Source organism: Falsiroseomonas oryziterrae, from assembly GCF_021864505.1.
In the GTDB taxonomy this organism is placed as follows: Bacteria; Pseudomonadota; Alphaproteobacteria; order Acetobacterales; family Acetobacteraceae; genus Falsiroseomonas; species Falsiroseomonas oryziterrae.
On the sequence record NZ_JAKJIB010000206.1, the window covers coordinates 1 to 7,225 of the forward strand.

Here is a 7,225-nt window from a genome sequence, read left to right on the forward strand (position 1 = left end):
CGCCACCTCGGCCGCGTCGCGCGGCGGCACCTCGGCGCCGCGCAGTTCCGCCAGGATCGCGTGCAGCATGGCGAGGCCGCGGCCCGACAGCGCCTCCTCCGCGCCGGCGCGGCCGCAACGCGCGCGCAGCGCCCGCACCACGGCATCCTCCCTCGCATCCTCTGGCGCCAGGCCGATATGCCCGCCCTCGGTCGGTATGGCGCGGTCGGGCGGCAGGAAGCCGGCGACGCCAAGGCCCGTGCCCGGCCCCAGCACCACCATCGGCGCCGTGGGGTCCGGCCTGCCGCCGCCGATCCGCACCAGGTCCGCCTCGCGAAGATGCGGCAGCGCATGCGCCTGCACCAGGAAATCGTTGACCAGCCGCACGCGGTCGAAGCCGAAGCGACGCGTCAGCGCGGCGGAGGAGACGTCCCAGGGCGCGTTGGTCAACCGCACCGGCTCGCGCAGCACGGGCCCCGCCAGAGCGAGGACCGCCGTCCGGATGCGAGGCGCCGCGAGGCGTGCCAGCGCCTCCGCCACCGCGTCCTCCACGGTCGCGAAATCGGCCACCGGCAGCACGACCGGCGCCCCGGCCTCGCCATCGAGCAGGGCGAAGCGCGCATTGGTCCCGCCGATGTCGGCGAGCAGCGCGACCATGGCCTCAGCGCTGCGGCCGCTGCGACATCACATACGCCGCGAGGTCCTGCGCCTGGCGGAGGGTCAGCCCAAGATCCGGCATGCCGGAATGCGGCACGCGGAGGAAGGTCGCGATCGTCTCCGCCGTGCGTCCGGGCCGCGTCGCGATGGTTGCGAAAGCCGGCACCGCGTCGGTCGCCGGGCCCGGGCCGGTCGGCGAGACGCGGTGGCACTGCGCGCACCATTGCTCCGCCATCCGCCGCCCCTCGGCGGGATCACCCGCCAGCGCCGCCGCCGGCGCCAGAACCACAAGCATCGCCAGCACGCTGCGCATCGCCGGTCTCCTCAGTAGGTGGCGCGCCCGCCGGAGATGTCGAACACCGCGCCGGTGGAGAAGGAGCAGTCCGGGCTCGAGAGCCAGCAGGCCAGTGCCGCGATCTCCTCCACCTCCACGAAGCGGCCCATCGGGATCTTCGACAGCATGAAGGCGATGTGCGCCTCCGTCATCTGGTCGAAGATGTCGGTCTTGGCCGCGGCGGGCGTGATGCAGTTCACCAGCACGCCCTTCTGCGCGAGTTCCTTGGCCAGGCTCTTGGTGTAGCCGATCAGCCCCGCCTTGGAGGCGCTGTAATGCGCCGCGTTCGGGTTGCCTTCCTTGCCGGCGACGGAGGCGATGTTCACCACCCGCCCCCAGCCATTCCCGATCAGGTGCGGCACCACGGCCGATGCGACAAGGAAGGGCGCGGTGAGGTTCACCTCCATCACGCGCCGCCACTGCGCCGCCGGGATCTCCCAGCTCGGCATGTTGCCGCCGGTGATGCCGGCGTTGTTCACCAGGATGTCGAGCTTGCCATGCGCGGCGAGCGTCTTGGTCGTGGCTTCCGCCACCGCCGTCTCGTCCGTCAGGTCGAGCACCTGGGCGCTGACCGTGCCGTCTGCGGCGAGCGCCGCGCGGCTCTCCTCCGTCTTCGCCGGGTCCATGTCCCAGATGGAGACCGAGGCGCCGGAGGCGACCATGCGCCGCGCGATCGCCAGCCCGATGCCGCGCGCCCCGCCGGTGACGACCGCGACGCGTCCTGCGAGATCCAGCTTGTTCATCGCGCTCAACCCCGCCCGACGAAGGGCATCTTGGTGGCCATTATGGTCATGGTCAGCACGTTGGTCTCGAGCGGCCAGTCCGCCATCTGCGCCACCGCGCGGCCGACATGCGCCACGTCCATCCGCGGCTCCGTCTTGATGCTCCAGTCGGCCTGCGGCACGCCGGCAGCCATCCGCTCGGTCATCGGGGTCGCGGCGTTGCCGATGTCGATCTGCCCGACGGCGATGTCGAAGCGCCGCCCGTCCAGGTTCATCGACTTGGTGAGGCCCGTCACCGCGTGCTTCGTCGCCGTGTAGGGTGCGCTGCCCGGCCGCGGCGCATGCGCGCTGATCGAGCCGTTGTTGATGATCCGCCCGCCCTGCGGCGACTGGTCCTTCATCATGCGGAAGGCGGCGCTGGCGCAGAGGAACATCCCGTCGAGGTTCACCGCCACGACCGAGCGCCACTGCTGCCAGGTCAGGTTCTCGAAGGGCGTGCCCGGCACGTTCGTCCCGGCATTGTTGAACAGCAGGTCGAGGCGCCCGAACTCGCGCTTCAGCGCGGCGAAGGCGGCATCCACCGCGTCCGGGTCGGCGACGTCGGTGGGCAGGATCAGCGTCCGCGCCCCACCACATTGCCCCGCGGTCTCCTCCAGCGCGTCGCGCCGGCGGCCGACCAGCGCCACCGCCCAGCCGGCCTCGGCCAGCGCGACCGCCGACGCGCGGCCGACGCCCGACCCCGCGCCCGTCACCAGGGCGAACCTCGCCATGGACCTTCCCCCGTCACCTTGTCTCGTGCCGCCAAGGTGCCGCCCGGACCCGGCGCTGTCCAGGCGGCCCGGATGATGCCCGGGTGACGTCCCGGTCACGCCGCCGCCCTTGCGGGGCGGGCCGTTCCAATGGGATAGCGATCACGCATCCGGGACCCCCGCCGACTCCGATGAGCATCCACGCCGCGCTCACCCACCGCACGCGCTACGACTACGACCGGCTGGTCGGGCTTTCGCCCCAGCTGATCCGCCTGCGTCCGGCGCCGCACAGCCGCACGCCGGTCCTGTCCTATTCGCTGAACATCTCGCCGAAGCCGCACTTCCTGAACTGGGTGCAGGACCCGCAGGGCAACTTCCTCGCCCGCGTCGTCTTCCCCGAACGGGTGCGCCACTTCGAGGTGACGGTGGACCTCGTCGCCGACATGGCGACCATCAACCCCTTCGACTTCTTCGTCGAGCCGCAGGCCGAGGCCTTCCCCTTCGCCTACGACCCGGTGCTGGCCGAGGAACTCGCCCCGTTCCGTCGCGTGACCGCCGCCGGACCTCTGCTCGCCCGCTACCTCGCCGACATCCCGCGCGAGGCGCCGAACACAGTCAACTTCCTGGTGGACCTAAACCGGCGCCTCGCCGCCGAGATCGGCTACATCGTCCGCATGGAGCCCGGCGTCTGGACGCCGGAGGAAGTGTTGGCCGAACGCCGCGGCTCCTGCCGCGACTCCGGCTGGCTGCTGGTGAACATCCTCCGCCACCTCGGCTTCGCGGCGCGCTTCGTCTCCGGCTACCTGATCCAGCTCGTCCCCGACGTGAAGCCGGTGGACGGCCCGGCCGGCCCGCCGGCCGACTTCACCGACCTGCACGCCTGGTGCGAGGTCTATGTGCCCGGCGCCGGGTGGATCGGGCTCGACCCCACCTCCGGCCTGTTGGCGGGCGAGGGTCACATCCCGCTCGCCGCGACGCCCGAGCCCGCCTCCGCCGCGCCGATCACCGGCGGCGTGGACGAGTGCAAGACCGAATTCTCCTTCGAGATGCATGTCGTGCGCGTGGCGGAGACGCCGCGCGTCACCAAGCCCTACACGGACGCGCAGTGGAACGCCGTGCAGGCGATGGGCACGGCGGTGGATGCGGCGCTGGCGCGCGGCAATGTCCGCATGACGATCGGCGGCGAGCCCACCTTCGTCGCCGAGACCGATCGCGACGCGGCGGAATGGAACACCGATGCGCTCGGGCCGACCAAGCGCCGCTACGCGGGGCGCCTGCTGCGGCGCCTGCAGCCGCTCTGGGCGCCGGGTGCGGCGCTCACCTACGCGCAGGGCAAGTGGTATCCGGGCGAGCAGCTGCCGCGCTGGGCGCTCTACTGCCACTGGCGCGCCGATGGCGAGCCGGTCTGGACCGACCCGGCGCTGCTCGCCTCCGACGACGACACGGACAATGCGACGCCGCAGGATGCGGCGGAGTTCGCGACCCTCCTCGCCGGCAAGCTCGGCCTCGACCCGAAGCTCCGCATCCCGGCGCATGAGGACACCCATTACTACCTGTGGCGCGAGGGCCGGCTGCCCGCCAACGTGCTGGCCGAGGGGTCGAAGCTGCGCGACGCCATGGAGCGCGCGCGTCTGCGCCGCGTCTTCGGGCAGGGGCTCGCGAGCGAGGTCGGGTCCGTGCTGCCGCTGCGTCGCGCCGGGATCGGTGCCGCCCGCGCATGGGAAAGCGGCAAATGGTCCTTCCGCGACGGCGAACTGTTCCTGATCCCGGGCGACAGCCCGCTGGGCTTCCGGCTCCCGCTCGACGGCCTGCCCTGGGCCTCCGACGCCGCGATCGAGGCCGAACCGGAGCGCGATCCCTTCGCGCAGCGCGAGCCACTCCGTCCGCGCCGCGACCTGCCGGAAGGCCGCGCGCGCATCGTGGAGATGCCGGTCCCCGAGCCGGGGCGTGAGGAGCCCGGCGTCGTCCGCACCGCGCTCTGCGTCGAGCCGCGCGACGGGCTGCTGCACGTCTTCCTGCCCCCGCTCGCGCTGGCCGAGGACTGGCTCGACCTGGTCGCCGCGATCGAGGCGACGGCACGGGAGACCGGCCGCAAGGTCTTCCTCGAAGGCTACCTCGCGCCGAGCGACCCGCGGCTGCTGCACTTCTCGGTCACCCCCGATCCGGGCGTGATCGAGGTCAACGTCCATCCCGCGACGTCCTGGGACGAGCTGACCGAGCGCACCACGACGCTTTACGAGGAAGCGCGCCAGGTCGGCCTGGCGGCGGAGAAATTCGCGCTCGACGGCAAGCATGTCGGCACCGGTGGCGGCAACCACATGGTGATGGGCGCGGCGGAGCCCGCCGACAGCCCCTTCCTGCGCCGCCCCGACCTGCTGAAGTCGCTGGTCGGCTTCTGGCACAACCACCCGAGCCTGTCGTACCTGTTCAGCGGCGTCTTCATCGGCCCGACCAGCCAGCATCCGCGCGTGGACGAGGCGCGGACCGACGCAGTCTACGAGCTGGAAACCGCCTTCGCGCAGGTGCCGCCGCCCGGTTCCGACGTGCCGCCCTGGCTGGTGGACCGCATCTTCCGCAACGTGCTGGTGGACATGACGGGCAACACCCACCGCACGGAATTCTGCATCGACAAGCTCTACGACCCGCCAGGCCCTGGCGGACGGCGCGGCCTTGTCGAGGTGCGCGGCTTCGAGATGCCACCCCATGCGCGCATGTCGCTCGTGCAGCAGCTCCTGCTCCGCGCGCTCGTCGCCGGCTTCTGGGAACGGCCCTATGACCGGAAGCTGATCCATTGGGGCACGCGACTCAACGACGACTTCATGCTGCCGCACCACGTCGCGCAGGATTTCCGCGACGTTCTGGAGGAGCTGCGCGGCCTCGGCTTCGCCTTCGACCCGTCCTGGTTCGCGCCACACCTCGAATTCCGCTTTCCCCGCATCGGCGGCATCGCGGTGCGCGACATGGAGCTCGAGCTGCGCGCGGCACTCGAGCCCTGGCACGTGCTGGGCGAGGAGATCGGCGCCGCCGGCACCACCCGCTACGTGGACAGCAGCGTGGAGCGCGTGCAGGCGCGCGTCACCGGCTGGGTGCCGGAGCGCTTCGTGCTGGCCTGCAACGGCGCGGAAGTGCCGCTCGCGCCGACCGGCACTGCGGGCGAGTTCGTGGCCGGCGTGCGCTTCAAGGCCTGGGACCCGGTCTCCGCCCTGCATCCGACGATCCGCGCGCAGTCGCCGCTCGTCTTCGACATCTGGGACAGCTGGACGGGGCGGAGCCTGGGCGGCGCGACGCATCACGTCGCGCATCCGGGCGGGCGCAACTACCAGACCTTCCCGGTCAATGCGAACGAGGCGGAGGCGCGCCGCATGGCCCGCTTCTTCCCCTTCGGCCACACGCCGGGGCCGATGCCCGCGCCCCGCGCCGTGCCCTCGCGCCAGCATCCGCGGACCCTCGATCTGCGGCGCGCCGTCTGACCGACCTTCCGGCGCCGGCGGACGCCCCGCAACTGGACGAGATGGTCGATGGGCAGGGCCGCATCCGGCCCGCCTGGCGACCATTGCTCGGCGCCTTCTCCGCCCTCGGCTACACGGCGCTGGCCGAGCGCGCGCGTCGCCTCGACCGCGCCTTCGACGAGGAGAGCGTCGCGACGGTGCTGGAAGGCGCGGGGCAGAGCCGCCGTCCCTGGCGCTGCGACCCCGTCCCGCTGATCGTCCCCGCCGCCGACTTCGCGGCGCTGGAGGAGGGGCTCGCACAGCGCGCGCGCCTGCTCGCCGCGCTGCTCGACGACATCTATGGCGAGCAGGCGCTGCTGCGCGACGGCACCATCCCGGCGCGCCTCGTCTTCGGCAACCCGCACTGGCTGCGCCCCTGCCGCGCGCCGGCTTCCGTGCCCGTTCCGCGGCTTGCCTTCTACGGCGCCGACCTCGTGCGTGGCCCGGATGGGCGCTGGCGCGTGCTCGCCGATCGCTGCGGCGGCGCCAACGGCGTCGGCTTCGCCGCCGAGAACCGCACGCTGCTTGGCCGCATCCTGCCCGAGGCCTTCCGCGCGCTGCAGGTCCGCAACATCCGCCCCTTCTTCGATGCCTGGCTCGGCGCGCTCCAGGCGATGGCGCCGGAGGGCGTCGACAATCCGCGCATCGCGCTTTTGACCGCCGGCGCGCGCCAGGAGACCTGGCTCGAGCACCTGTTCCTCTCCCGCGAACTCGGCCTGGAACTGGTGGAGGCGGGCGATCTCACGGTGCGCGGCGGCGAGGTCTTCCTCAAGACGCTGCGCGGGCTCCGGCGGGTGGACGTCATCCTCCGGCGCACCAAGGGCGAGGCTTCCGACCCGCTGGAATTCCAGCACGGCGCTGGCGTGCCCGGCCTGATGGGCGCGCTGCGCCAGGGCGCGGTGCGGCTCGTCAACTCGCCCGGCTCCATGGCGGCGGAGGCGCCGGGGCTCACCCCCTATCTCTCGACCGCCGCGCAGCGGCTGCTCGGAGAGGAGCTGCGCCTGCCGCAGGTGGAGACCCTCTGGCTCGGCGATCCTGCGATGCGCGATCGGGTGCGCGCCTCGCCCGAAGGCTGGCGCCTCCGCTCCGCCTTCGATCCCGGCGAGCCCCTGCCGCTCGGCGCGCTGGATGCCTTCGCAGGCCCCGCGGCGTCCGAGCCCTGGCGGCTGGCGGCGACGCGTCCCGTCGCGCCCTCCGCCGCGCCCTGCCTGGTGGGCGAGCGGCTCGCGCCGGCGCCCGTGGTGCTGCGCGTCTTCCTCGCGCGCGACGCCGGCGGCTCCTGGCGCGCCATGCCGG

General features: G+C 72.8%; 6 protein-coding genes. 2 read left to right on the plus strand and 4 right to left on the minus strand.

All coding sequences use genetic code 11. From position 1 onward, the window contains the following. The 4 genes from L2I40_RS15510 to L2I40_RS15525 all read right to left on the minus strand — a co-directional run. Positions 1–636: glucokinase (locus L2I40_RS15510; RefSeq protein WP_237216109.1), on the minus strand; the 636-nt coding region annotated here is incomplete at its 3' end. Positions 637–640: 4 nt separating this feature from the next. Beyond that, entirely contained in the window at positions 641–949 is a 309-nt protein-coding gene (locus L2I40_RS15515) for a c-type cytochrome (protein ID WP_237216110.1), read from the minus strand. A gap of 11 nt (positions 950–960) precedes the next feature. Further along, positions 961–1,713 carry an SDR family NAD(P)-dependent oxidoreductase gene (locus L2I40_RS15520; RefSeq protein WP_237216111.1) on the minus strand — a complete coding sequence of 251 codons (753 nt, stop codon included), beginning with the start codon at positions 1,711–1,713 and terminating at the stop codon, positions 961–963. 5 nt (positions 1,714–1,718) lie between these two features. Next, positions 1,719–2,462 (minus strand): SDR family oxidoreductase, encoded by a 744-nt coding sequence (locus L2I40_RS15525; RefSeq protein ID WP_237216112.1) that lies wholly within the window; start codon positions 2,460–2,462, stop codon positions 1,719–1,721. A gap of 170 nt (positions 2,463–2,632) precedes the next feature. Here L2I40_RS15525 and L2I40_RS15530 point away from each other — a divergent pair, with 170 nt between their 5' ends. Together L2I40_RS15530 and L2I40_RS15535 are read left to right on the plus strand one after the other, a co-directional pair. Next, on the plus strand, positions 2,633–5,911 hold the full coding sequence (locus L2I40_RS15530) for a transglutaminase family protein (RefSeq protein ID WP_237216113.1): 3,279 nt from the start codon (positions 2,633–2,635) through the stop codon (positions 5,909–5,911). A 41-nt stretch (positions 5,912–5,952) separates the two neighbouring features. After that, positions 5,953–7,225, plus strand: a 1,273-nt coding sequence (locus tag L2I40_RS15535) for a circularly permuted type 2 ATP-grasp protein (protein WP_237216114.1), incomplete at its 3' end; no start/stop codon positions are given.

Coding starts and splice junctions, on each gene's coding strand:
- L2I40_RS15515 (WP_237216110.1), bottom strand. CDS start 949: ATGCGCAGCGTGCTGGCGATGCTTGTGGTTCTGGCGCCGGCGGCGGCG.
- L2I40_RS15520 (WP_237216111.1), bottom strand. CDS start 1,713: ATGAACAAGCTGGATCTCGCAGGACGCGTCGCGGTCGTCACCGGCGGG.
- L2I40_RS15525 (WP_237216112.1), bottom strand. CDS start 2,462: ATGGCGAGGTTCGCCCTGGTGACGGGCGCGGGGTCGGGCGTCGGCCGC.
- L2I40_RS15530 (WP_237216113.1), top strand. CDS start 2,633: ATGAGCATCCACGCCGCGCTCACCCACCGCACGCGCTACGACTACGAC.